Raw genomic sequence first — 25,547 nt, 5'->3', positions numbered from 1 at the left:
CTATCCATCACCACGAAAGCTCACCATGTCCCGTATCGCCACCACCTTCGCCCAATTAAAATCCAACAACAAGACCGCCCTGGTCACCTTCATCACCGCCGGCGACCCCGGCCCTGACGCCACCGTGCCGCTGATGCACGCGCTCGTCGAGGGCGGCGCCGACATCCTGGAGCTGGGCGTGCCGTTTTCCGACCCCATGGCCGAAGGCCCCGTCATCCAGCGCGCCTGCGAACGGGCCTTGAAATTCAATGTCGGCATCCACGACGTGTTCGGCTACGTGCGCCAGTTCCGTGAAACGAACCAGACGACGCCCGTGGTGCTGATGGGGTACGCCAATCCCATCGAGCGCATCGGCAGCGCCGCGTTTATTGATGCAGCGCAAGCGGCCGGCGCCGATGGCGCCATCGTCGTCGACTATCCTCCGGAAGAGTGCGAGGAGTTCGGCGCCGCCATGCGCGCAGCGGGCCTCGACCTGATTTTCCTGCTGGCGCCCACTTCGACCGAAGAGCGCATCGCGCAAGTGGCCAAGGTTGGCGGCGGCTTCAGCTATTACGTGTCGCTCAAGGGCGTCACGGGCGCCGGCAACATTGATACGGAACAGGTGGCGGAGCGCCTCGCGGCCATCCGCCAGCATGTAAAATTACCCATCGGCGTGGGCTTCGGCATCCGCGATGGGGCCACGGCCAAGGCCGTGGCCAAGGTGGCCGATGCCGTCGTGATCGGCAGCCGCATCATCCAGGAAATTGAAAATGCCCCGGAAGGTGGCGCCGTCGACGCCGTGCGCAGCTTTACGGCAGGCATCCGCGCCGCACTGGACGCCTGAGCAAGCTTGCCGTTTACGCAAGATGCGTTGGCGGCAAAGTTCGACAGCCCGGCGATAAACGGCTACACTTCGGCCACTGATTTGCCTGTTATTGTGCAATAGATAAAATTTTTGGTGGCGCCCCGCGGGGCGTTGCCGTTGACCGTCTGCCGGGGGCGTCCACCGACGCTACCCCTACAAGGGCCCAAGGAGAAAATATGAGTTGGTTGGAAAAACTGCTGCCACCGCGCATCCAGCGTTCTGATGCGGCCGCGCGCAAGACCATGCCGGAAGGCCTGTGGGTCAAGTGCCCGTCGTGCGAAGCCGTGCTGTACCGTACGGACCTGGAATCGAATTTGCACGTGTGCCCGAAATGCGACCACCACATGCGCATCCGCGCGCGTGAACGCCTCGACAGCCTGCTCGACGCGGGCGGCCGCTATGAAATCGGCCAGGAAATCCTGCCCGTGGATACCCTGAAGTTCAAAGACAGCAAGAAATACCCGGACCGCCTGAAGTCCGCCATGGAAGCGACTGGCGAGACGGATGCGATGGTCGTCATGGGCGGCGCCATCATGAGCCTGCCAGTAGTCGTGGCGTGCTTCGAATTCGAATTCATGGGCGGCTCCATGGGCTCGGTCGTGGGCGAGCGCTTCGTGCGCGGCGCGCAGATCGCGCTCGAGCAGAAAGTGCCGTTCATTTGCATCACCGCCACCGGTGGCGCGCGCATGCAGGAAGGCTTGCTGTCGCTGATGCAGATGGCGAAAACCACGGCGATGCTGACCAAGTTGTCGGAAAAGAAATTGCCATTCATCAGCGTGCTGACCGACCCGACCATGGGCGGCGTGTCCGCCTCGTTCGCCTTCATGGGCGACGTGGTCATTGCCGAACCGAAAGCGCTGATCGGCTTTGCCGGCCCGCGCGTGATTGAAAACACCGTGCGCGAAAAACTGCCGGAAGGCTTCCAGCGCGCCGAGTTCCTCGTCACCAAGGGCGCCGTCGACATGATCGTCGACCGCCGCAAGATGCGCGAAGAAATCGCCCGTCTGCTGGCCTTGTTGCAAAACCAGGCTGTGGAAGTGCTGGCTTAATTTACCGCTGGCGTCGGGTTACGGCCTTTGGCCTAACCCGACCTACATCGTCCTGCCTCGTTATATCTCTTCTGCGCCTTGCGCATCGCATCCTTCAAGAAGTCTCCCATGCAAAACCTCCCTACGTCATTGCCGGACTGGCTCGCCATGCTGGAAACCCGCCATTCGGAAACCCAGATCAACATGGGCCTGGACCGCGTGCAAGCCGTCAAGGCGCGCATGCAGCTCGCTTTTACTTGCCCCGTGATCATGGTGGCGGGCACGAATGGCAAGGGCTCCACCTGCGCCATGCTGGAATCCGTGTTGTTGCGTGCCGGCTACAAAGTGGGCTTGTACATCAAGCCGCATTTCCTCGATTTTAACGAGCGCGCGCGCGTGCTGGGCGAGATGGCCAGCGACGAGCAGCTCGTCGCCAGCTTCCAGGCCGTCGAAGCCGTGCGCGGCGATACGCCGCTCACCTATTTCGAATTCACTACCTTGGCGATTTTGCATCTGCTGTCGCAAGCCAAGCTGGACGTGGCCATCCTGGAAGTGGGCCTGGGCGGGCGCCTGGATGCCGTCAACGTGATCGACGCGGACGTGGCCATCATCACCAGCGTCGATATCGACCACACGGATTACCTGGGCGACACGCGCGAAGCGATCGGCTTTGAAAAGGCGGGCATCTTCCGTCCAGGCAAGGCGGCCATCTGCAGCGACCCCGTGCCGCCGCAATCGTTGATCGACCATGCCGAGGCCATCGGCGCCGACCTGTGGCTGATGGGTCGCGATTTCAACTATTCAGGCGACAAGCAGCAGTGGAACTACGGCGGGCGCGAGCAGCGCCGCAATTCGCTGGCCTACCCGAGCTTGCGCGGCGCCAACCAGATCCTCAATGCGACGGCCGTGCTGGCCGCGCTGGAAGTGCTGAAGCTGAAACTGCCCGTGGGCGCGCAGGAAGTGCGCACGGGCCTCGTGACGGTGGAACTGCCGGGCCGCTTCCAGGTCTTGCCTGGCCGCCCCAGCGTGATCCTCGACGTGGCGCACAACCCCCACGCGGCGTCGGCGCTGAACCAGAACCTCGGTAATATGGGTTTCCACCCGTACACCTATGCCGTATTCGGTTCCATGCACGACAAGGATATCGATGGCGTGCTGGCCGCGATGAGTGAACACGTTGACCACTGGTGCCTGACGGGCCTGCCTTCGCCGCGCGCGGCCACGGCTTCCGAGCTGGCCGCCAAGGTGCAGATCATGCTCGAAGATAAGCCCGACAGCAGCGAACATACTGTGTCTATTTTCGATGATCCGGCACAAGCTTTTGCAAATGCAATGAGCCGGGCCGGTGAGAATGATAGAATTGTGGTCTTTGGTTCTTTCCTCACCGTTGCAGGCGTGATGAAGGCCCGAAAATCCTCACTTCACTGAAACGCACTCGACTGAAAATCACGCATGGGCTTGTTCTCGAAACTGTTTAAAAACAAGCAAGAATCCTCTGGCGAAGACAGCGGCTTTTATGTCCCTGGCGAAGCACAGTCGCCGACCCGCAAGCGCGCCGCCAACACCTCGGGTGGCGGCGGATCGCGCCGTGGCGGCAAGGAAGCACCGGATCCGGTCTTGCCTGAAAAAAAGCGCGCACGCCGCCGCCTGGTCGGGGCCGTCGCCCTGGCCCTGGGCGTCGCCGTCGGCTTGCCGATGCTGCTCGATTCGGAGCCGAAAGCACCGTTCAACGATATCGCCATCGACATTCCGTCGAAGGAAAAGGCGGCGCCTGCACCGGCGCCTGTGCCGGCCGTTCCGGTCCAGGCCGCATCGAATGGCCTGGACCAGTCCGAGGAAATCGTCGACGCGCCGCTGCCGCCTGCGGCCAAGCCGACGCCGGCCCCCGTTCTGGCCGCCGCCCAGCCTGTACCGGTCAAGCCGGCCTATGTGGAGCCGAAACCCGAACCCAAGCCCGAACCGAAGCCTGTCAAGGTGGAGCCGAAACCGGAACCGAAGCCCGAGCCGAAGCATGAAGCCAAGCCGGAGCCGAAACACGAGCCCAAGCCTGAACCGAAGCATGAAGTAAAGCCCGAAGCCAAGCCTGAGGCCAAGCCTGCCAAGCCGGCGCAATCGGCCGACGATGCCGCGCGTGCGCTGGCCATCCTGGAAGGCAAGCCGCAAGAAAAAGCGCAAGACAAGGCCCACGACGCCGGCAGCGGCAAGTTCGTGGTGCAGGTGGCGGCGCTGGCGACGCAGGACAAGGTCGATGAATTGCAGGACAAGCTGCGCGAAGCGGGCATCAAGTCGTACACGCAGAAAGTCTCCAGTCCGGCGGGCGAGCGCATCCGTGTGCGCGTGGGACCGTTCGGCAGCCGTGAAGACGCGGAAAAGACGCGCGCCAAGTTGCAAAAGCTGGGCCTGGGCGGCTCGCTGGTGCCGGCGTGATGTTGCAAGGCTGAATGCGCGTGACGATCTTCGATTACCTGGTGCTGTTCGTGCTGGTGACTTCCGTGCTGATCAGCATGATGCGCGGCCTGGTCAAGGAAATACTGTCCCTGGTCAGCTGGATCGTGGCGTTCGTCATTGCCAATGCCTATGGCGCCACCCTGGCGAAATTTCTGCCGGAAGCCGTGCCGGGCGAAGCGATCCGTTTATTGCTGGCTTTCGTGGTGCTGTTCATCGGCGTGCGCATTTTGATGGGATTGCTGTCCATGACGGTTGACGCGCTCGTCAAGGTGACAGGCCTGAGTCTGGCCGACCGCACCCTGGGCAGCCTGTTCGGCGTGGCGCGGGGCCTTGTGATCGTGCTGACCGCCGTCATCTTGTGTGGCATGACTTCCATACCGCAGCAGCCATTCTGGAAAAACGCGCTGCTCAGTCCGCTCGCGGAACAGGGCGCGCGCGCCATCAAGCCTTATCTGCCTGCCGCTTACGCGCAGCATGTGAAATTTTGAATTTTTTTAAAATCAGTAGCACAGTTTAGGAGCACACCATGTGTGGCATCGTCGGCGTCGTTTCCCATCAACCTGTCAATCAATTGCTCTATGATGCATTGTTGCTCCTGCAACATCGCGGTCAGGACGCGGCAGGGATTGCGACCAATCACAGCAGTATGTTTTCCATGCACAAGGCCAACGGCCTCGTGCGAGACGTCTTCCGCACGCGCAACATGCGTTCGCTGCAAGGCACGACGGGCATCGGCCATTGCCGCTACCCGACGGCCGGTTCGTCGAGCGAAGAGGAAGCACAGCCGTTCTATGTGAATGCGCCGTTCGGCATCACCCTGGCGCACAATGGCAACCTGACCAACTGGGAACAGTTGAAGCTGGAAATGTTCAAGAACGACCGCCGCCACATCAATACCGATTCCGATTCGGAAGTGCTGCTCAACGTGCTGGCGCATGAAATCCAGGAAGCGACGACGGGCCTGAACCTGGACCCGGAAGCTATCTTCAAGGCCGTGACCGTGCTGAACCGTCGCGTCAAGGGCGGCTATGCCGCCGTCGCGCAAATCGCCGGCGTGGGCTTGCTGGCCTTCCGCGACCCGCACGGCATCCGTCCGCTGTGCCTGGGCATCAATGAAACGGAGCAGGGTCCCGAATACCTGATCGCTTCCGAATCCGTGGCCCTGGAAGGCATGGGCTTCCGCTTCGTGCGCGACATCGGCCCCGGCGAAGCCGTCTTCATCGATGCCGACAAGAAATTGCACAGCGCCCAGTGCGCCGACAATGCCAGCCTGAACCCGTGCGTGTTCGAATTCGTCTACCTGGCCCGTCCCGACTCCGTCATCGACGGCGCCTCCGTGTACGCCACGCGCCTGAAAATGGGCGAATACCTGGCCGAGAAGATCCGCGCCGAATTGCCAGGCGTGCATATCGACGTGGTCATGCCGATTCCCGATTCCTCGCGTCCGGCCGCCATCCAGCTGGCCATGGCGCTGAACATCGAATACCGCGAAGGCTTCATCAAGAACCGCTACATCGGCCGCACTTTTATCATGCCGGGCCAGGCGGCGCGCAAGAAATCCGTGCGCCAGAAGCTCAACGCGATCCCGTCCGAATTCAAGGATAAAGTGGTCTTGCTCGTCGACGATTCCATCGTGCGCGGCACCACCAGCCGTGAAATCGTGCAGATGGCGCGTGAAGCGGGCGCGACGAAAGTCATCTTCGCCTCGGCCGCGCCGCCCGTCATCTATCCGAACGTGTACGGCATCGACATGCCGACGCGCGACGAGCTGATCGCCTACGGCCGCACGACGGAAGAAGTGTGCCGCGAAATCACGGCCGACTACCTGGTCTACCAGGATATCGGCGCGCTCAAGCAGGCGATCGCCGACGTCAACCCGGCCCTGACCAACTTCGAGGCCTCGTGCTTCGACGGCGTCTACGTGACGGGCGACGTGTCGCAGGAATACCTGGACCGCCTGGAATATGCGCGCCACCATCCGAAGGCGGCAGCGCCCGAAGATACGCCGCGTTCCCAGCTGAACCTGAACCTGGCAACGACAGAAGCGTAATTATCTTGCCCGGCTAGCGCCGGGCTTTTTTTGCTCCGCGATCATGAACGATAAAAAAAACTACGGCTTTACCACCACCATCCTGCATAACGACCGCCGCAAGGGCATCGAGCATGGTTCGCTGCACAAGCCCGTGCACACTTCCGTCGCGTTTGGTTATGCCGATGCGCGCCAGCTCGCTTCCGTATTCCAGGGCAAGGAACCCGGTTTCCGCTATGGCCGCCAGGGCAACCCCACCGTGTCCGCGCTGGAAGACAAGGTCAACAAGATGGAAGACGGCGTGGCGACCTTGTGCTTCGCCACCGGCATGGGCGCCATCGGCGCCGTGGTGCAGTCGCTGCTGCGCGCGGGCGACCATGTCGTCTCGTCGGCCTTTTTGTTTGGCAACACCAACAGCCTGTGGCAAACGGTGACGGGGCAGGGCATCGCCGTGTCCTTCGTCGACGCCACCGAGGTAGCCAACGTGGCGGCCGCCATCACGCCTGCCACGCGCATCTTGTTCGTGGAAACCATCGCCAATCCGCGCACGCAGATCGCCGACCTGAAAAAAATCGGTGACCTGTGCCGCGAAAAGGGCATCTTGTACATCGTCGACAACACGATGACGACGCCGTATTTGTTCCGCCCGAAAGCCGTGGGCGCGGGCCTCGTGGTCAACGCCTTGACGAAATCCATTGGCGGCCACGGCAATGCGCTGGGCGGCAGCTTGACGGACACGGGCGTGTTCGACTGGACGCAGTATCCGAATATTTTCGAGAACTACAAGAAGGCGGCGCCCGCGCAGTGGGGCATCGCGCAAATCCGCGCCAAGGCCTTGCGCGACTTCGGCGCGTCCCTGGGGCCGGAAGCGGCGCACCATATCGCCGTCGGCGCGGAAACCATGGCCTTGCGCATGGACCGCACTTGCTCGAACGCACTGGCGCTGGCCACCATGTTGCAGGCCGACCCGAGAGTGGCGGCCGTGCATTACCCGGGCTTGGCGTCGCACCCGCAGCACGCGCTGGCGAGCGACCTGTTCCGCAGCTATGGTTCGCTGTTCAGCTTTGAATTGAAGGATGGCATCGATTGCTTCGATTTCCTCAATCGTTTGAATTTGGCCATTCCAGCGAGCAACCTCGGCGACACGCGCACCCTGGTCATTCCCGTCGCCCACACGATCTTCTACGAGATGGGCGCCGAGCGCCGCGCCAGCATGGGCATCGCCGAATCGCTGATCCGCGTCTCCGTCGGTATCGAGGATGAGGTGGATCTGCTCGAGGATTTCCGCCAGGCACTCGATGTATAAGTCGCCGGACAAATGAAAAGGGCCGCAACAGTCATGCTGTTGCGGCCCTTTGTTCGTGCAGTCGTTTAATGCCAGCTGCGCATCAGTCCCACAGCCAGGCCTTCCAGGGCGAATTCATCTTTCGGCAGCAGTTCGATGACGGAAACTTAGGTGTCAGGCATGAGAAGGGGCCGCAACTAAAAACCGGGGTCAGACCCGGCGGGTCTGACCCCGGCAGGCAACTTAATGCCAGCTGCGCATCAAGCCGACTGCCAAGCCTTCCAGGGCAAATTCATCTTCCGGCGACACGGTGATGACCTTGAAGTCTGGGTTTTCCGGCAGCAATTCGATGACGGAACCCGTCTTCTTGTAGCGCTTGACGGTGACTTCATCGCCGATGCGGGCCACGACGATCTGGCCATTCTTGGCGCTGTCGACCTTCTTGACGGCCAGTAAATCGCCATCCATGATGCCGGCGTCGCGCATGGACCAGCCGCGTACCTTCAGCAGGAAGTCGGGCTTGGCCGAGAACAGGGCCGGGTCCACGTTGTAGCTCGCTTCCAGGTTTTCCTGGGCAAGGATGGGCGAACCGGCGGCCACCCTGCCGATCAGGGGCAGCGACATCAGCAGCGCCGCCGGCACTTTCGATGGCGGCGCTTCGGCTGCCGCGCCGATCAGGCGGATGCCGCGCGAGGTGCCGGGCGAAATCTCGATCGCGCCCTTGCGGGCCAGGGCCTGCAAATGCTCCTCGGCCGCATTGGCCGATTTGAAACCCAGTTCATTGGCAATTTCGGCACGGGTGGGAGGAAAGCCCGTGTTTTCAATCGCGTCCTTGATCAGGTTCAGGATTTGTTCTTGTCGTGCTGTCAGCTTGATCATGAGCGGTGGGTGCATACTAAAATGCTGTCTATATGAACAGTCTGTATTTTTGTACAGTATCGCTCACTATGCAAGGGGATTTCCGTGTTTTCGGCGAATTTCGCAAGAAATACTTGTTCCCGGTCGAAAAGCACGGTGGTCCGCGGGCTTTTCGGGCACTGGCGCAAGCAATGATTGAAACGTTTGCAAAAGGCGGTTATAATCTTCGGCTGACCTTCCCACACCCGTCTTGACGCCGGGGTGGGCGATTATCAATCCGACCTGAAGGAGTTTGCATGCGTCATTATGAAATAGTCTTTATCGTCCATCCGGACCAAAGCGAGCAAGTGCCCGCGATGATCGAACGCTACAAAGCCAGCGTAACCACCCGCGGCGGTTCGGTTCACCGCGTGGAAGATTGGGGCCGCCGTCAAATGGCTTACTCGATCCAAAAGCTGCCTAAAGCACACTACATCTGCCTGAACATCGAATGCGACAACGAGACCCTGGTCGAGTTGGAAACAGCATTCAAATTCAATGATGCCGTGTTGCGTCACCTGACCGTTAAAATGAAGAAAGCTGAAACAGCTCCTTCGCCGATGATGAAATCGGTACAACGCGAAGACGCGGCCAAAAGCCACCGCACCGAAGCACCAGCAGCCGCTCCAGCCGCAGCAGCAGCTTAATTCTTGACCAGGATCGTGCGCTGAACCAGCTACAAGTCACCGCCATCATTGCCGAGCGCGAAATATTGCGCTACACCCCGGCAGGACTGCCGATTGTGAATGCAGTATTGCAACACAGTTCGCAGCAGATGGAAGCAGGGATTGCCCGTTTGACCGAGTTTGATGTTGCCGCGCTAGCCGCTGGCGAAATTTCAGGCCGGTTCAGTCAGGCAAGCTTGGGCGGGGTGTATCAGTTCACGGGTTTCCTGGCCAGGAAGAGCCGCAACAGCAAGAGTTTGGTGTTTCACATCATTGATTTTAGTGCAGTCAATTCTGACTAGCGCATTTTAGATACAGGAGCCTGACATGGCATTCGGTAAAAAGTTCGACAAAAATAAGCTCAAGCTTAAAGAAAAACGCAAACAGCAAAACCCTTTGTTCAAACGTAAGAAGTTCTGCCGCTTCACGGCAGCGCACGTTGAGCAAGTCGACTACAAAGACGTCGACACGCTGAAAGACTTCGTCCAGGAAAACGGCAAGATCATGCCAGCACGCCTGACCGGTACCAAAGCGCACTACCAGCGCCAAGTCGACACCGCAATCAAGCGCGCTCGCTTCCTCGCGCTGCTGCCATACACCGATCTGCACCACGCTTAATCGGTCAGATATTCCTGGAGAAGAACTATGCAAATCATTCTGTTAGAAAAAGTTGTAAACGTCGGTAACCTCGGCGAAGTCGTCAAAGTCAAAGACGGTTACGCACGTAACTTCCTGATCCCGCAACGCCTGGCACGTCGTGCTACGGCAACCGCTGTGGCTGAATTCGAAGTCAAGCGCGCCGAACTGGAAAAAGCTGCTGCCGCCAAACTGGCCGCATCGCAAGCCCAGGGCGAAAAACTGAGCGGCCTGACCGTTCAAGTTGCTCAAAAAGCTGGCGTCGATGGCCGTCTGTTCGGTTCCGTCACCAACTTCGACATCGCTGAAGCGCTGACCAAGCAAGGTTTTGCTGTTGAAAAAGCACAAATCCGCATGCCTACCGGCCCGCTGAAGATCGTTGGCGAGCACAACGTTTCGGTTGCTCTGCACACCGACGTGGTCGTGGAAGTTGTTATCGCTGTCGTTCCAGACGCGAACGCGTAATCGTCTGCGGGCCTGGCCCGCAAGCGCTGCCGCACTATGAAAAGCCGGGTTCGCCCGGCTTTTTTGTGGCCTTTTTTTCGCTCATTTTCAGCCCTTTATTTTTGCCGGCACGCCGAAGCGGGTATAATTCGCGCCATGAACGCCCCCTCTGATCCGCAACTGGATTCCCTCCGTATTCCGCCGCATTCGATCGAAGCAGAACAATCCGTTATCGGTGGTCTGCTGCGCGACAATGCCGCCTATGACCGCATCGCCGACTTCATGCATGCGGAGGATTTCTATCGCTATGACCATCGCATCATCTTCGAGCAAATCGTCAAGATGGTTAACGCTTCCAAGCCAGCCGATGTCATTACTGTTTTTGAAACCCTGACCCAGCTCGGCAAGGCCGATGACGTGGGCGGACTCGCTTACCTGAACGCCATGGCGCAAAACACGCCATCGGCCGCGAACATCCGGCGCTATGCCGAGATCGTGCGCGACCGCGGCGTGCTGCGCAAGCTCATTACCGTCGCCGACGATATCTCCGGCACGGCCTTCAGCCCGCAAGGCAAGGAAGTCAAGCAGATGCTTGACGAGGCCGAGTCGAAGATTTTCGCCATCGCCGAAGAAGGCGCGCGCGGCGCCCAGGGCTGGACCGCCATCCAGCCCCTGCTGACGCAAGTGGTCGAGCGCATCGACGAACTGTACAGCCGCGACAACCAGAGTGAAATCACGGGCGTGCCCACCGGTTTCATCGACCTCGACCGCATGACCTCGGGTCTGCAGCCGGGCGACCTGGTGATCGTGGCGGGTCGTCCATCGATGGGCAAGACGGCGTTTTCCGTCAACATCGGCGAAAACGTGGCCATCGACAGCGGCTTGCCCGTGGCCGTGTTCTCGATGGAGATGGGCGGCGCCCAGCTGGCCATGCGTATGCTCGGCTCCGTCGGACAGCTGGACCAGCACCGCCTGCGCACGGGCCGCCTGAACGACGAAGACTGGCCGCGCCTGACGAATGCAATCCAGAAGATGAACGACGCGCAGTTGTACATCGATGAAACGCCGGCGCTCAACTCGATCGAATTACGCGCCCGTTCGCGCCGTTTGTCGCGCCAGTGCGGCAAGCTGGGCCTGATCATCGTCGATTACTTGCAGCTGATGTCGGCCAATACGCCGGGCGACAACCGCGCCACGGAGATTTCCGAGATTTCGCGTGGCTTGAAAGGCCTGGCGAAAGAACTCGGTTGCCCGGTGATCGCGCTGTCACAGTTGAACCGCTCGCTGGAACAACGCCCGAACAAGCGTCCCGTGATGTCCGACTTGCGCGAATCGGGCGCTATTGAGCAGGATGCCGACGTGATCCTGTTCATTTACCGCGACGAGGTGTATAACCCCGACTCGCCGGACAAGGGGACGGCCGAAATCATCATCGGCAAACAACGTAACGGTCCAATCGGCAGCATCCGCCTCACCTTCATGGGGCAGTACACCAAATTTGGCAATTACAGTGGTGGCCTGGCGCTTTACCAAGGCGACTAAGACTCAGCAGCACTGATATTCCATTGGCCGCCCCCTCATACGGGGCGGCTTTCTGTAGTAAATAACACGACTCAATGCTTAACGGAGAATGACATGTTTGGACGCTTGATGCCCACTGAGGGCAAGTTTTTTGAATTGTTTAACCAGCACGCGGAATTGTGCGTCAAGGGCGCGAAAGAGATGCTCGGCCTGATGACCAATTTCGACGACCTGGAAAACCGCGTGCATGCGATCGAAAGCATCGAGAAACAGGCGGACAAAGTCACCTACGCCACCGTGGAAATGCTGCACAAGACCTTCATCACGCCGATCGACCGCGACGACATCCATCAACTGATCACGCGCCAGGACGACATCCTCGACCTGCTGGAAGACGCAGCGCAGACCGTTTCGCTGTACGACCTGAAAGCCGTCACGCCGGAAGCCAAGCGCCTGGCCGAACTGGTGCTGGCCTGTACCGAGAAAGTGCGCGACGCCGTCGCCATGCTGCACAATATGGACAACTCGCGCAAGATCGTCGCCATCTGCGAAGAAATCGACCGCCTGGAATCGGATGCCGACCACGTGATGCGCGCCGCCATGTCCAAGCTGTTCCGCGACGAGCCGGACGTGCGCAACCTGATCAAGCTGAAAGCGATCTACGAAATTCTGGAAACCGTGACCGACCGTTGCGAAGATGTGTCCAATATTATCGAAGGCATCATCGTCGAAAACGCGTAAGCGTTGGGCCTGTCCTGAACCAGAATCAGAAAAGAAACTATAATGACCATACAAATCAGCATCTACGTGCTAGGCCTGTTGATCGTCCTCGCGCTGCTGTTTGACTTCATGAACGGCTTCCACGATGCCGCCAACGCGATTGCCACGGTGGTCTCGACGGGCGTATTGAAACCGCAGACCGCGGTTGCCATGGCCGCCACGTTCAACTTCGTCGCCATCTTCGTGTTCCACCAGCTGACCGTGGCCGCCACGGTGGGCAAGGGCACCATCGACCCGGCCGTGATCGACCAGTACGTGATCTTCGGCGCGCTGATGGGCGCCATCTTCTGGAATTTGTTTACCTGGTACTACGGCATTCCCTCGTCGTCCTCGCACGCCCTGATCGGCGGCCTGGTGGGCGCCGCTGTGGCCAAGTCCGGCACGGGCGCGCTGGTCGCGGCCGGCCTGTGGAAAACCGTGGCCTTTATCGTCATCGCACCCGTGCTGGGCTTCGTGTTCGGCTCCATCATGATGCTGATCGTGTCGTGGATTTTTGTCCGTTCGACGCCGCGCAAGGTCGACAAGTGGTTCCGCCGTTTGCAACTGGCATCGGCAGCCGCCTACAGCTTGGGCCACGGCGGCAACGATGCGCAAAAAACCATCGGCATCATCTGGATGCTGCTGATCGCGGCCGGCTACTCGAACGTGAACGACCAGATGCCGCCGATGTGGGTCATCATCTCGTGCTACACGGCCATCAGCTTCGGCACCCTGTTCGGCGGCTGGCGCATCGTCAAGACCATGGGCCAGAAGATCACCAAGTTGAAACCCGTCGGCGGCTTCTGCGCCGAAACGGGCGGCGCCATCACCCTGTTCGTCTCGACGGCGCTGGGCATTCCCGTGTCGACCACGCACACGATCACGGGCGCCATCGTCGGCGTCGGCTCGGCGCAAAAAATGTCGGCCGTGCGCTGGGGCGTGGCGGGCAATATCGTCTGGGCCTGGATCTTCACGATTCCCGCTTCCGCGTTTGTTGCCGCAGTCGCCTGGTGGATTGGCCACCACATCATGTAATGGATAGCCAACGCCAGTAAAAAGGGAGCCTTGCGGCTCCCTTTTTTTATGCGCCGGCCAGTTCCACCGTCAGCCCCTCGCTGGCGAGGAACACCTGCAGGCCGGCCAGGCGGCTCGCATAGCGGCCCATCACGTCGGCAAACACGGCCTCGAGCTGCTCGTCGCTGCGGGTCGGTTCGTGGTGGGTGCAGTACAGGTGCCGCGCGCCGCAGCGCAGGGCCAGGTCGAAGGCGGCGTCGAAGGTGCCGTGGCCCCAGCCCTGCTTGCCCGGGTATTCCTCGCGCGTGTACGAGCAATCCATGATCAGCGCATCGACGCCGGCGACCAGCGCATCGATGCCGGCCTGGCGCTGCGCATTGCGCGCCGCGCAGGCCGCATGCTCGGCGTGGCCGGGCGGATGCAGGTTGTAGAACGGTTCATGGTCGCCGCTGAAAAACAGCGAGGCGCCGCCGCAGTCGATGCGGTAGCCGAGGTTGACCACCGGATGGTTCATTTCCGCGCCGCGCACGCGCGCGCCGCCCACGTCGACGGCTTCGCCGGGCACCAGGGTGCGGTACTCGATGCAGGCCGCCATGGCCGCTTCGCTGACGGGAAAATAACTGCCCTGCAGCTGCACCGCCATCACGTGCTCGATGCCGCGCCCGCTGTTGCCGTCCAGGGCGCCATGCAGGCGCATGCGGTTGCCGGCCACGAACAGGGGCGAGAACATGGGCAAGCCGTGGATGTGGTCCCAGTGGCTGTGCGTGATGAAGACGTGCGCGTCGACGGGCTGGCCCGGCGGCAGCTGCTGCGCCAGCGCGAAGATGCCGCTGCCGGCATCGAGAATGATCAGGCTGTCGTTGTCCGTGCGCACTTCGATGCACGTGGTGTTGCCGCCATAGCGCGCCGTGCGCGGGCCGGGGGAGGGGATGGAGCCGCGCACGCCCCTGAACGTGAATTTCATTCAGTACCTTGTTACAGTGTAATTATTGTTGATTCTATTCTAATTAATGAGATTGGCGGCAACATTTATGCGTGTTGCGTTACGGAAAGTAATTTCATTTTGTTGTGACTAAGTAATGTACAGTGCGCAGGGTCGCCGTTACACTGGCGCTTGCCGACTTCCCCTTTTTTGCTTGCCCATTACCTGATTGCCACCAATATGCCTCAGCTGCACCCTGAGAAAATCGCCCACAGACTGGAGCAATTGACCGAACTCAGCGTCGCGCTCGGCCACGGCCTGGGCGGTGAGGGGCGCGACATTGGCGCGCTGCTGCAGCGCATCGTGCTGCTGGCGAAAAGCATGAGCGGCGCCGACGGCGCCACCTTGTACCGGCCCGCGCTTGAGGGGCGCCAGTTGGCGTTCGACATCAGCGTCAACGACAGCCTGGGCATCGCGCAGGGGGCGGACATGGGTTTGCCGGGCGTACCCCTGTTCGATGGCGCCGGCCAGCCCAACCTGGCGTCGGTGGCCGCGTATGCGGCGAACATGCGCCGCAGCGTGAATATCGCCGACGTCTACCGCGACGAGGTCTTCAATTTTTCCGGCATGCGCGAGTTTGACCGCCACCATGGCTACCACACGCAATCGATCCTGACGGTGCCCATGAGTGATCACGAGGGCGACTTGATCGGCGTGCTGCAGCTGGTCAATGCCAAGGATGGCGAGACGGGCCAGGTGCGCGCCTTTTCCTCCACCGACCAGCGCTTCATCGAGGCGCTGGCCGCGCAGGCGGGCGTGGCGCTGACGAATCAGCTGCTCATCTCTCAGCTGGAAGAGCTGCTCGAGTCGCTCGTTACCCTGATCAATATCGGCATCGATGAAAAGTCGCCGTATACGGGACGGCATTGCCAGTTCGTGCCCGAGCTGACGATGTTGCTGGCCGACGCCGCGCATGCGACGCAAACGGGGCCGCTGGCCGATTTCCGGCTCAGCGACAACGAGCGCAAGCAGCTGTGGCTGGCCGGCCTGCTGCACGATTGCGGCAAGATCACCACGCCCGTGCACGTGGTCGACAAGGCCACCAAGCTGGAAACCATTTTCGACCGCATCGCCCTGATCGACACGCGCTACGAAGTGCTGCTGCGCGACGCCGAGATCGAGGCCCTGCGCCTGCAGGCCGCGCAGCCGCAACAGAAGGAGGCCATTGCCCGCGCGCTGGAGCAGGAGCAGGCGGCGCTGCGCGAAGAGCGCGATTTCATCCGCACGGTCAACATCGGCGGCGAGAGCATGGCGCAGGCCGACCAGGAAAGGGTGCGGCAGATCGCCCGGCGCCGCTGGCGCGCGGCCGACGGCGAACTGCGCGATTTTCTCGACGCCGACGAGACGGAGAACCTGACCATCCGCGCCGGCACCCTGACGGCGGCCGAGCGGGCCATCGTCAACAACCATATCAGCGTGTCGATCCGCATGCTCGAAGCGCTGCCGTGGCCCAAGCACCTGCAAAAGGTGCCCGAATATGCGGGCGGCCACCATGAGCGCATGGATGGCAAGGGTTATCCGCGCGGGCTGACGAAAGAGCAGATGTCGGTGCCGGCGCGGCTGATGGCGATTGCCGACATTTTCGAGGCGCTGACGGCGCGCGACCGGCCCTACAAAAAGGGCAAGTCGCTGTCCGAATCGCTGCGCATCCTCGGTAACTTTAGCCTGAACGGCCATATCGACCCGGAGCTGTTCGACGTTTTCATCCGCAGCAAGGTCTATCTGACCTTCGCTGAAAAGCACATGCATCCGAGCCAGATCGATGCCGTCGACGAGGCGGCCATTCCGGGCTATACCCCTTGAAGCTGCCGCAGTCCTGGCGCAAGCATGGGGCGCGGTCGCTGCTGGGCGTAGTCCTGACCGTGGCGGCGGCCGTGCTGTGCCTGGCCGGCAACGACACGATCGCGCGGTTGGACGCCATGCTGGGCGACTGGCGCATGCGCTTTGATGCGCCGCAGCTCGACCGCCGCATCGTCATCGTCGACATCGACGAGCAAAGCCTGGCCCGCGTGGGCCGTTTTCCCTGGAGCCGCGACGTGCAGGCGCGCCTGGTGCGCCAGCTCACCGGCCATTACGGGGTGGCCGCGCTGGGCTTCGATATTGCGTTTCCCGAAGCGGACACCAGTTCCGGCTACGCCGTGCTGCAAGGGCTGGCGCGCGGCGAACTGGCCGGCGTGGCCGGCTTGCCGGCGCAGCTGGAAAAGCTGCGCCCGGCCATGGATTACGACGGCCTGTTTGCCGAGGCCATGCGCGGCCAGCCCGTGGTGCTCGGCTACAGCGTCTCGGAGCAGCAAAGGAAGGGCGTGCTGCCCAGGCCCGCCTTTACCGTCGCCGATTTGAACGGGCGCACGGTCACGGCCTACGTGGCGCGCGGCTACGAAGCCAATATCGCACCCCTGCAGGCGGCCGCGCAGGGCGCCGGCATCTTCACGGCGCTGACCGATGCCGACGGCGTCGTGCGTTCCTCGACCCTGTTGCAGCGCATCGGTGACGGCTATTATCCTTCGCTGTCGCTGGCCACCGTCGCCGTCTACCTGCAGGCGCGCGCCATCGCTCCCCGTTTCACGGGCACGGCCGATACCCTGTCGGCGCGCGAACTGGCCAATGGCGGCCTCGAACACATCATGCTGTTCACGCCGCGCGGCGCGATGGCGATTCCTGTCGGCGAAGCCTTGACGACCACGGTGCAGTACCGCGGCGCGGGCGGCCCCGATGGCGGCGCCTTCCGCTATGTGTCGGCCGCCGATGTGCTGGACGGCACGGTGCCGCCCGCGCTGCTGAAGGGGGCCATCGTGCTGGTGGGCACCACGGCGCCCGGCTTGAACGATATTCGCGCCACGCCCGTGAATGCCGAATATCCGGGGGTGGAGGTGCACGCCAACCTGATCAAGTCCATGCTCGACGGGCGTTTCAAGGCGCGGCCCGACTACGCGCTGGCGTTGGAACTGGTGCAGATCGTGCTGTTTGGCCTGCTGCTGGCGGGCGCCCTGGCCGTGCTGCCGCCGGCTGGCGTGATGCTGGCTACCGTGGCCGCGCTGGCCGCCGCCATCGGCATCAACCTGTACCTGTACGCCGTGCACGACCTGGTGCTGGGCGGTGCCGTGCTGTTGCTGCTGATCCTTGCGCTATTCATCGCCAACCTGGCGTGGGGTTACTTTTTCGAGGTGCGCAAGGGACGCGCGCTGGTGGCCCGTTTCGGCGAGTACGTGGCGCCCGAGCTGGTGGCCGAGATGGCCGACGATCCGCGCCGCTACACGATGGAGGGCGAGAACCGCGAACTGACGGTGCTGTTTGCCGACGTGCGCGGTTTCACGGCCATTTCCGAGCAGCTGGCCCCGGCCGCGCTGCGCGAATACATCAACGCATACCTGACGGCCATGTCGGAAGATATCCGCGACAGCCATGGCGGCACCCTGGACAAATACATCGGCGACGCCGTGATGGCGTTCTGGGGCGCGCCCGTCGCCTTTGGCGATCACGCCAGCCGGGCCGTGGCCAGCGCCCTGCTGATGCAGGCCAGCGCGGCGCGGCTGAACCAGCAATTTTGCGCGCGCGGCTGGCCGGCGCTGCGCATCGGCATCGGCATCAATACGGGGCCAATGCATGTGGGCGACATGGGCTCGCGCATCCGCCGCGCCTATACCGTGATGGGCGACAGCGTCAACCTGGCCGCGCGCCTGGAAGGCGCCAGCAAGCTGTATGGCGTGGGCATCGTGGTGGGCGAGGCCACGCGCGCGGCCGCCCCGGATTTCCTGTACCGCGAGCTCGACCGGATCAGGGTGCTGGGCAAGCAGGAAGCGGTGGCCATCTTCGAGCCGCGCTGCCTGCTGGCCGGCGCCGCAGCGGCCGAACTGGCGCAGCTCGAGCGCTGGCACGCCGTGCTGGCCCGGCTGCGCGCGCGCGACTGGGCGCAGGCAGGTGCGCAGCTGGCCCATTTGCAGGCGGACTTTCCCGGCGATGGCCTGTACCGGCTGTACGCGGCGCGCCTGGAGCAGTACCGTAACGCGCCACCGCCATGGGACTGGGATGGCGTGACAGCATTGCACAGCAAATAGCCCGCCATTCGCCGGAAAAGGCAAGCGATTGCGGCATTTTTCACCATGGCGTGCGCATTGTTTGTTGCATTGCGATAAAAAACAGGGGGAAATGTTAGAAATTTCTGACTGGAAACTAAAAGCCGTCTAAAATTTGTCTTCAATCCATTGCCGGACATGCTGGCGCCTGCGGGCCGCGCGCTTGTCCGGTTACACAAGAAATCCTTCACATGACATATCGTTTGGTGCACCTGCTTGCGGGTTCCGCGCTGCTGTTCGCCGTCGGCGCCGCCGGCGCCGCTGTTTCCATGGATGACGCCGCGCCTGCCACGCAGGGCGACGGCGTGCCGCGCTTCGAGATCCGCCGCTTCGACGTCCAGGGCAATACCCTGCTCACGCCCGCGCAAGTGCAGGCCCTGCTGGCGCCTTACACGGGAGCGCAGCGCGATTTTTCCGACATCGCGCGCGCCGTCGAGGCACTGGAGGGGGCTTACCGCGAGCGCGGTTACAGCGCCGTGCAGGTGCAATTGCCCGAGCAGGAACTGGAGCGCGGCGTGGTGCGCCTGAGCGTGCTGCAAACGCCGCTGGGCAAGCTTGCCATCGGCGGCAATACGCATGTGGACGAGGCCAACGTGCGACGCGCCTTGCCGTCTCTTCGCGAAGGCGAGACGCCGAACTTGCCGGCGCTGTCGCAAAGCCTGAGGCTGGCCAATGAAAACCCGGCGCGCAAGATCGAAGTGCGGCTGCAAGCCGATGAACCGGCGGGCGCCATCGACGCCATCGTCACGGTGGCCGATGAAAAGCCCTGGAAAGCCATGCTCAACGTGGACAATACGGGCAATGCGCAAACGGGCAAGACGCACGTGGGTGTGGTGCTGCAGCATGCCAATCTGTTCGGCCTCGATCATGTCGCCAGCCTGCAATACACGAGCAGCCTGGAAAAGCCGGACAAGGTGGGCGTGTATGGCGCCGGCTACCACTTGCCGCTGTATGCGCTGGGCGACTCGATGGATTTTTTTGCCAGCTATTCGAACGTCGATTCGGGCAGCGTCTCGGCCGGCATTTTCGACCTGGCCGTCAGCGGCCAGGGCAGCATGGCCGGCATCCGCTACAACCAGAACTTTGCCCGCAGCGGCGATTTCGAACCCAAGCTCGTGTACGGCATCGACTACAAGGCTTACCGCAACAGCGTGCAGCTGTTCGGCATGGAACTGGGCGCCGACGTCACCGTGCATCCGCTCAGCGTCAGCTATATCGGCAACTGGACCTTGCCCACGGGCGAGACCAGCGTGGCGGTCACCTTCGCGCACAATATCCCTGGCGGCAAGCACGGCGCGCAAGCCGATTTCGACCGCGTGCGCGCGCACGCCAAGGCGGCCTACAACACGGTGCGCCTGAGCGCCAGTGCGGGACGCGTGCTGGCCGGCGACTGGCAATGGCGCGCGCTCGCCAACGCGCAGATCACGCCCGACGCGCTGGTGCCGGGCGAGCAGTTCGGCGCCGGCGGTGCCGCGTCCGTGCGCGGCTTTGCCGAGCGCGAGGTATCGAACGATTCGGGCGTCAACCTGAACCTGGAACTGTACACGCCGAACTGGTGCGGCCAGGCGCTCGCTTACCAGTGCCGCGCGCTGGCGTTCTATGACACGGCCTGGCTGCGCCGCAACCATGCGCTGCCCGGCGAAAGCGCGTCGCAAGGCATCAGCAGCGGCGGCCTCGGCCTGCGTTTGCTGCTGAGCCGCTACGCCAATCTGCAACTCGATTACGCCCATGTCGTCAATGGCGGCGACACGGGACAGCGGGGCGCCAACCGCCTGCATTTCCGCCTCGCCTTGGCCTACTAGCATCAGGATGAACACCATGCACAACCACGTCCAGCACGCCTCCGCTTTCATCCTGACGCCCGCCTTTTCATTACCGCTTGCGCCGCCCCTGCGCCGCACGGCGCTGGCACTGCTGCTGGCCGGCTGTTTCGGCGCCGCGCAGGCCAACCCCGCCTTGCCGCAGGTGGTCAACGGACAGGCCACGTTCAGCCAGCAGGGCAACATCTTTTCGATCACGAACACGCCCAACACCATCATCAACTGGCAGAGTTTTTCCATCCATGCGGGCGAAATCACGCGCTTCATCCAGCAAAGCGGCAATAGCGCCGTACTGAACCGCATTACGGGACAAGACCCCAGCAAGATCCTGGGCGCGCTCGAATCGAACGGCAAGGTCTTCCTGATCAACCCGAATGGCATCGTTTTCGGCCAGGGGGCGAAAGTGGACGTGAACGGGCTGGTCGCCTCCAGCCTGGGCATGACGAATGAGGATTTCCTGGCCGGCAAGCGCCAGTTCACGGCCGGCGGCGTGGCGGGCGGCGTCAGCAATGCGGGCATGATTAACGCGGGCAAGGGCGGGCAAGTGCTGCTGATCGCGCCGAACGTGGAAAACACGGGCATCATCACGGCGCCAAATGGCGAAGTGATCCTGGCGGCCGGGCGCAGCGTGCAGCTGGCCGACCCCGGCAATCCGCAATTGCGCGTACTGGTGTCTGCGCCGGCCGACCAGGCGCTGAACCTGGGCCAGATCATCGCCCAGGGCGGCAGCATCGGCATGGCCGGCGCGCTGGTCAGCCAGCGCGGCGTGCTCAATGCCAACAGCGCCGTCGTCGGCGAGAATGGCAGGATCGTGCTCAAGGCTAGCGGCAAGGCGCTGCTCGAAGCGGGCAGCGTCACCAGCGCCGCGGGCGCGGCCGGCACGGGCGGCCAGATTCAAGTGCTGGGCGAGCAAGTGGGTTTGCTGGGCAATGCAAAGGTCGACGCCAGCGGCGCGACGGGCGGCGGCACGGTCTTGCTGGGCGGTGATTACCAGGGCAAGAACGCGGCCGTGCACAATGCGCGGCAAGTACTCGTCGGCAAGGATGCCAGCGTCAATGCCGATGCGATTGTCAGCGGCAACGGCGGCAAGGTCATCGCCTGGGGCAATGAATCGGCCCAGGTGCACGGCAGCATTTCCGCGCGCGGCGGCGCGCAAGGCGGCGACGGCGGCTTCGTGGAAACGTCCGGCCATTACCTGGCCGTCGACGGCATCCGCGTCAATACCAGCGCGGCGCGCGGCAAGCGCGGCAACTGGCTGCTCGATCCGTATGATATCGACGTGGTGCAGGGGCCGGGCGGCAACCTTGCCAATGTCGATCAGTTCAGCGATATGCCGTCGACCGGCAGCACCAGCATCGGCGCCGATACGATCTCCGGCGCCACCAGCGACGTCACCTTGCAAGCCCTGCATCGCATCAATTTCAGCAGTTCGGTGAACATGCTCAATTCCGGCGTCAGCCTGACCGCGCAGGCGGGCGAAACCATCAATGTCTACGCCGCCATCACCACCAACGGCGGCAATGTGACCCTGTCGGCGAATGACCCTGCTAGCACCAGCGGCAACTATGGCCCGGGATCGAACGTCAATCTGAACGCGGCCATTACCAGCAACGGCGGCAACATTTCGCTATCGGGCGCCAGCATCGAGGGCGCCGCCGCGGTCCATGTCGGCAACGGCAATCTGAGCTTGCGCGCGAATGACGCGCTGGGCGGCATCAATCTGTCGGGCGGCGCCGGCCAGCTTGCTGGCAACGGCATCGCCGGCCAGACGGTGACCCTGCAGGCCGACAATATTACCGTTGCCGGCGGCATCGACGTCGGCGGCACGGCGGGCGGCGCAAATGTCATCATCAAGCCCCTGAGCAGTGCGCGCAGCATCGACCTGGGCACCAAATCGGGTACGGCCCTCAGTTTGAACGCGGTTGAGCTGGCCGGCATCTCGGCCGCGTCGCTGACCATCGGCGACGGCACGAACACGGGCGGCTTGCGGATATCGGATGCGCTTGCCAGGAGCGGCGATCTGCACCTCAATTCCGGTTCCGCCATCACGGCCACGGGCGCCGTGACGGTGGGCGGCAGCTTTGTGCTCGACGGCGGCGCCTGGGTGCAAAACGCGGCGGCCCTGCCAGGATTTAGCGCCAGAAACTTCACCATCGGCAGCGGCGCCAGTTTCCTGCGCGTGGCCGGCGGCGACGGTGCCGCCACACCTTATCTGCTCGCCGATATCTATGGCTTGCAAGGCATCGCCAGCCTCGGTCTGGGCAACAGCTATCGCCTGGCCGGCAATATCGACGCCAGCGGCACGGCGAACTGGAACGATGGCCAGGGCTTTGTGCCGATCGCCGGCAGCGGCAGCGGTTTTTCCGGCGTGTTCGATGGCGGCGGATTTACGCTCAGCAATTTGAAAATCGACCGCAGCCTGGTGCCTGGTCAGGCGGCAGGCCTGTTTGGCACCGTGCAGGGCGGCACCTTGCGCAACCTGACCCTGAGCGGCGGCAGCGTCACCGGCAGGGCGAACGTGGGCGCGCTGGCGGGCGAGGTCGTCAGCGGCACCATATCCGGCGTGAACAGCAGCGTCGCCGTCAGCGGCCAGCGCAATGTGGGCGGCCTGGTGGGCAGCAACGGCGGCGCCATCACGCTGTCGGCCAGCAGCGGCGCCGTCACCGGCGTCAATGCCGACAACGGCGGCGCCATCGGCGGCCTGGCGGGATCGAATGCGTCCGGCGCCAGCATCGCGACTTCGTACGCCACCGGCGTGGTGACGGGCGCGCGCGAGATGATCGGCGGCCTGGTCGGCAACAACCAGGGCGCGCTGAGCCAGTCTTATGCCACCGGTAATGTCAGCGGCGCGCGCAGCATCGGCGGCCTCGTGGGCTTGAACGGCGGCAGCATCGACGATGCATATGCCAGCGGCGCCGTGGGCCGGGCCGTTACTGCCGATCCCATCCTGTCCATGGAAAACATGGGCGGGCTGGTCGGTGAAAGCACGGGCAGCGTCAGCCATGTCTTCAGCAGCGGCGCCGTGAGCGGCGACGGCTACGCGTCCGTGGGCGCGGTGGCCGGCCGCGTGTCCGCCGGTTCCCCGTTCAGCTATGGCTTTTTCAATTATGAAACATCGCTGGTGCAGACCGGTGGCGGCGGCTCCAGCGGCCGCAGCACGGCGCAGATGCGGCAGCAGGGCAGCTTCAGCGACTACAATTTCAGCAGCGTGTGGCGCATTTACGAAGGCTACACGACGCCGATGCTGAAGGCTTTCCTCAAGCCGCTGCAAGTGAACCTCGCGGGCAATGCCACGGGCAAGGTCTACGATGGCCAGCTGGCCGCCTTCCTCGGTTCGATCGCCTATGTGGGATTGATCGACGGCGACACGGGCGTGAATGGCAGCCTCGGCTACGGCAGCAACGCGCGCAACGTGGGCAGCTATGCGGCGACGGGCCTGTGGTCGACCAAGTACGACATCACCATGGGCGGCACGACGACCTTCGCCATCACGCCGCGCACCCTCAACGTGCAATTTAACGGCGTCAACAAGGTCTATGACGGCACGACGGGCGCCGCGCTGGGTTTCGGCGATGACCGGGTTGCCGGTGACCGCCTGGACCTGTCGGCCCTGGCCAGCTTCAGCGACAAGAATGCGGGCGCGGGCAAGACGGTATTCGTGACGAACCTGAGCCTGGGCGGTGCCGATGCGGGTAATTACCTGCTGACCTCGACGGGCGGCACGACGCAGGCGACGATTGCGCAAAAACAATCGTCGACCTGGGTAGGCAGCGGCAGCGGCTTGTGGAGCGATGCGGCCAACTGGGACGGCGGCGTGGTGCCGGAAGGCGCGAACGTACTGGCTGTCGACTTTAGCAACAGCAAGGGCATCGTGACCTACAGCGCGGCGGCCGGCAGCACCATCCTGAAAAACCTGACGGCGTCCGCGGGCTTACTGCTGACGGGCGGCAGCCTGACCCTCGGTGACAAGGCGCCGGATAGTTCCCTGCTGGCCAGCCTGGAAGTCAACGGCGGCAGCCTGTTGCTGAACGGCAGCCTGTCGGCGGACCGTTACGTGCAAGGCGGCGGCGTGTTGAGCGGCAATGGCAACTTGCTCGTCGCCAACAGCTTTAATCAGACTGCCGGCGCCATCCGGCTGGCGGGCCAGCTGGCCATCACGCAGGCGGCTGGCGACCTGCGCTTCGCCAGCCTGGCGGCCAACGATGTGCAGCTGAGCGCCTTGAACGGCGCCATCGGCCAGGACGGTGCGCTGCTCGCCAGCAGCCTGACCGCGCAGGCGCGCGACGGCATCGTGCTGAGTAATGCGGGCAATCAGGTCAGCAGTTTTAGCGCCAGCAATCGTGCCGGGGGCGGCATTGCGCTGAACAATACCTCGGCGCCGGGCACCTTGGCCTTGGGAACGCTGACCACTGGCGCGGGCAATATCGCCATCGACAATACGGGCGGCGTCACGGCTGGCAATATCGATGCCAATGGCGGCAACGTCAGCGTGACGGCGCACAGCCCCGTTGCCGTCAACGGCAGGATCGCGGGCAATGACATCGCGCTCAATGCCGGCACGGACGTACTGCTGGGCGATGGCGCGCAACTGGTAGCGGCGCGCGACATCAGCCTGGCGGCGGGACGCGACATCAGTATCAAGGGCAACTCCCGCGTAGCCAGCGGCGGCAATTTTACCGCCAGCGCAGAAGGCAATGTGCTGTTTGCGGACACGGCAAGTTTCACTTTGCCGGCCGCCGCCAGCATGAGCGTGCTGGCGAAAACGGGCAGCATCACGGGCACGCAGGGCGTGCGCATCAATCGCCAGCGCACCAGCGTCGGCTTGCAGGCGCCGAATGGCACGGTCAGCATGGCGGACGCCATTTTCCTGCCCGTCACGACCGTCGAACAGCCCGTGATCAACGCCGCCACGAGCGCGGCCATCAATGACGCCTTGCGCATTATTAAGCAGGCCGACTATTCCAACGTCCCGCTCGCTTCCAAACTGCCGGCCAAGCCTGCTGACAAGGTGCCGGACGACAAGGATGTTGCCGCCTCCGCAGGTAACTCAACAGGACCTACAAAAAATGAACTTGCTAAAAAAATGTACTGCAATTAAGGCC

The 25,547-nt window shown here is 62.8% G+C and carries 20 protein-coding genes and 1 pseudogene; 18 read left to right on the top strand and 3 right to left on the bottom strand.

Annotated elements, in window-relative coordinates:
• Positions 1 to 25: 25 nt before the first annotated feature.
• The 7 genes from trpA (at position 26) to AC1RBA_RS08660 (ending at position 7,655) form a co-directional block, all read left to right on the top strand.
• Positions 26 to 823, top strand: coding sequence for a tryptophan synthase subunit alpha (gene trpA / locus AC1RBA_RS08690; protein ID WP_492417669.1), 798 nt, complete (start codon positions 26 to 28; stop codon positions 821 to 823).
• Positions 824 to 1,020: 197 nt separating this feature from the next.
• Positions 1,021 to 1,893 (top strand): acetyl-CoA carboxylase, carboxyltransferase subunit beta, encoded by an 873-nt coding sequence (gene accD, locus AC1RBA_RS08685; RefSeq protein WP_010400390.1) that lies wholly within the window; start codon positions 1,021 to 1,023, stop codon positions 1,891 to 1,893.
• Positions 1,894 to 2,001: 108 nt separating this feature from the next.
• On the top strand, positions 2,002 to 3,300 hold the full coding sequence (gene folC / locus AC1RBA_RS08680) for a bifunctional tetrahydrofolate synthase/dihydrofolate synthase (protein ID WP_492417667.1): 1,299 nt from the start codon (positions 2,002 to 2,004) through the stop codon (positions 3,298 to 3,300).
• A gap of 24 nt (positions 3,301 to 3,324) precedes the next feature.
• Positions 3,325 to 4,299, top strand: coding sequence for an SPOR domain-containing protein (locus AC1RBA_RS08675; protein ID WP_492417665.1), 975 nt, complete (start codon positions 3,325 to 3,327; stop codon positions 4,297 to 4,299).
• Between the two features lie 20 nt (positions 4,300 to 4,319).
• Entirely contained in the window at positions 4,320 to 4,808 is a 489-nt protein-coding gene (locus tag AC1RBA_RS08670) for a CvpA family protein (protein WP_070221159.1), read from the top strand.
• A 38-nt stretch (positions 4,809 to 4,846) separates the two neighbouring features.
• Positions 4,847 to 6,370, top strand: coding sequence for an amidophosphoribosyltransferase (purF, locus tag AC1RBA_RS08665; RefSeq protein WP_034750508.1), 1,524 nt, complete (start codon positions 4,847 to 4,849; stop codon positions 6,368 to 6,370).
• Positions 6,371 to 6,413: 43 nt separating this feature from the next.
• Complete coding sequence (locus AC1RBA_RS08660; protein WP_492417664.1) at positions 6,414 to 7,655, top strand: cystathionine gamma-synthase family protein; 1,242 nt, start codon at positions 6,414 to 6,416, stop codon at positions 7,653 to 7,655.
• A 65-nt stretch (positions 7,656 to 7,720) separates the two neighbouring features.
• Here AC1RBA_RS08660 and AC1RBA_RS08655 read toward each other — a convergent pair.
• Both AC1RBA_RS08655 and lexA read right to left on the bottom strand, forming a co-directional pair.
• A pseudogene (locus tag AC1RBA_RS08655) lies at positions 7,721 to 7,798 on the bottom strand (transcriptional repressor LexA); the annotation flags it as partial.
• A gap of 79 nt (positions 7,799 to 7,877) precedes the next feature.
• Complete coding sequence (gene lexA, locus AC1RBA_RS08650) at positions 7,878 to 8,513, bottom strand: transcriptional repressor LexA (protein ID WP_034750502.1); 636 nt, start codon at positions 8,511 to 8,513, stop codon at positions 7,878 to 7,880.
• 275 nt (positions 8,514 to 8,788) lie between these two features.
• Here lexA and rpsF point away from each other — a divergent pair, with 275 nt between their 5' ends.
• The 7 genes from rpsF to AC1RBA_RS08615 all read left to right on the top strand — a co-directional run bounded on the left by rpsF (position 8,789) and on the right by AC1RBA_RS08615 (position 13,591).
• On the top strand, positions 8,789 to 9,178 hold the full coding sequence (gene rpsF, locus AC1RBA_RS08645) for a 30S ribosomal protein S6 (protein ID WP_034750499.1): 390 nt from the start codon (positions 8,789 to 8,791) through the stop codon (positions 9,176 to 9,178).
• Positions 9,179 to 9,198: 20 nt separating this feature from the next.
• On the top strand, positions 9,199 to 9,498 hold the full coding sequence (gene priB / locus AC1RBA_RS08640; protein WP_034783455.1) for a primosomal replication protein N: 300 nt from the start codon (positions 9,199 to 9,201) through the stop codon (positions 9,496 to 9,498).
• Between the two features lie 25 nt (positions 9,499 to 9,523).
• Positions 9,524 to 9,814 carry a 30S ribosomal protein S18 gene (gene rpsR, locus AC1RBA_RS08635; protein ID WP_010400024.1) on the top strand — a complete coding sequence of 97 codons (291 nt, stop codon included), beginning with the start codon at positions 9,524 to 9,526 and terminating at the stop codon, positions 9,812 to 9,814.
• 27 nt (positions 9,815 to 9,841) lie between these two features.
• Positions 9,842 to 10,297: a 50S ribosomal protein L9 gene (gene rplI / locus AC1RBA_RS08630; RefSeq protein ID WP_034783456.1), complete on the top strand. Its 456-nt coding sequence runs from the start codon at positions 9,842 to 9,844 to the stop codon at positions 10,295 to 10,297.
• A gap of 135 nt (positions 10,298 to 10,432) precedes the next feature.
• Positions 10,433 to 11,818, top strand: coding sequence for a replicative DNA helicase (locus AC1RBA_RS08625; RefSeq protein WP_034750488.1), 1,386 nt, complete (start codon positions 10,433 to 10,435; stop codon positions 11,816 to 11,818).
• A 93-nt stretch (positions 11,819 to 11,911) separates the two neighbouring features.
• Positions 11,912 to 12,538 carry a DUF47 domain-containing protein gene (locus AC1RBA_RS08620; RefSeq protein ID WP_010400015.1) on the top strand — a complete coding sequence of 209 codons (627 nt, stop codon included), beginning with the start codon at positions 11,912 to 11,914 and terminating at the stop codon, positions 12,536 to 12,538.
• A 39-nt stretch (positions 12,539 to 12,577) separates the two neighbouring features.
• Positions 12,578 to 13,591 (top strand): inorganic phosphate transporter, encoded by a 1,014-nt coding sequence (locus AC1RBA_RS08615; RefSeq protein WP_070221141.1) that lies wholly within the window; start codon positions 12,578 to 12,580, stop codon positions 13,589 to 13,591.
• A gap of 46 nt (positions 13,592 to 13,637) precedes the next feature.
• Here AC1RBA_RS08615 and AC1RBA_RS08610 read toward each other — a convergent pair whose 3' ends face one another.
• Complete coding sequence (locus tag AC1RBA_RS08610; RefSeq protein WP_492417663.1) at positions 13,638 to 14,534, bottom strand: MBL fold metallo-hydrolase; 897 nt, start codon at positions 14,532 to 14,534, stop codon at positions 13,638 to 13,640.
• 198 nt (positions 14,535 to 14,732) lie between these two features.
• Here AC1RBA_RS08610 and AC1RBA_RS08605 point away from each other — a divergent pair, with 198 nt between their 5' ends.
• From AC1RBA_RS08605 to AC1RBA_RS08590, 4 genes are all read left to right on the top strand, one after another.
• Entirely contained in the window at positions 14,733 to 16,355 is a 1,623-nt protein-coding gene (locus tag AC1RBA_RS08605) for a GAF and HD-GYP domain-containing protein (protein WP_492417661.1), read from the top strand.
• Positions 16,352 to 18,607 carry a CHASE2 domain-containing protein gene (locus AC1RBA_RS08600; protein ID WP_492417660.1) on the top strand — a complete coding sequence of 752 codons (2,256 nt, stop codon included), beginning with the start codon at positions 16,352 to 16,354 and terminating at the stop codon, positions 18,605 to 18,607. Before AC1RBA_RS08605 ends, AC1RBA_RS08600 begins: the two co-directional genes overlap by 4 nt.
• A gap of 209 nt (positions 18,608 to 18,816) precedes the next feature.
• Positions 18,817 to 20,427, top strand: a complete 1,611-nt coding sequence (locus tag AC1RBA_RS08595; protein WP_409028115.1) for a ShlB/FhaC/HecB family hemolysin secretion/activation protein — start codon at positions 18,817 to 18,819, stop codon at positions 20,425 to 20,427.
• A gap of 16 nt (positions 20,428 to 20,443) precedes the next feature.
• Complete coding sequence (locus AC1RBA_RS08590) at positions 20,444 to 25,543, top strand: beta strand repeat-containing protein (protein ID WP_492417658.1); 5,100 nt, start codon at positions 20,444 to 20,446, stop codon at positions 25,541 to 25,543.
• The last annotated feature ends 4 nt before the right edge of the window (positions 25,544 to 25,547 follow it).

Source organism: Janthinobacterium sp. GW823-FHT03B06 (assembly GCF_058796955.1).
Note: the sequence above shows the minus strand (reverse complement) of the source record. Positions and strands in the feature narration are given on the sequence as shown.